Annotated in this window: 1 protein-coding gene; it reads right to left on the reverse strand. The window is 56.4% G+C overall.

Annotation, left to right across the window (positions count from 1 at the left end):
* Nucleotides 1–204 (reverse strand): ribose-phosphate pyrophosphokinase-like domain-containing protein (locus SB751_RS30170; protein ID WP_410749042.1); only part of this gene is annotated, 204 nt, incomplete at its 3' end.
* Between the last annotated feature and the right edge of the window lie 71 nt (nt 205–275).

Here is a 275-nt window from a genome sequence, read left to right on the forward strand (position 1 = left end):
GTCGTTCGCCGGCGCGCAGGTGGACTGCAGAACGAAGACATCCTTGCCACGCACGTTTTCCTGAATCTCGACCTGGATTTCACCGTCCGAGAAACGGCTAACCATGGCTTTGCCGAGGGGAATACCGAGGATTTTGACGACTTCCTGTGCAAGCGCGGGATTTGCGTTGCCAGTAAAAACCATCAGGCCGTCATGGCTGCTCATCGTGCACCTGCTTCAGGCTGGGGGCGAGGGGAAATGCGAGAATTTTTGGCAGGGGAGAAAGGATTCGAACC

Source organism: Cupriavidus sp. SIMBA_020 (assembly GCF_046535395.1).
GTDB lineage: Bacteria > Pseudomonadota > Gammaproteobacteria > Burkholderiales > Burkholderiaceae > Cupriavidus > Cupriavidus campinensis.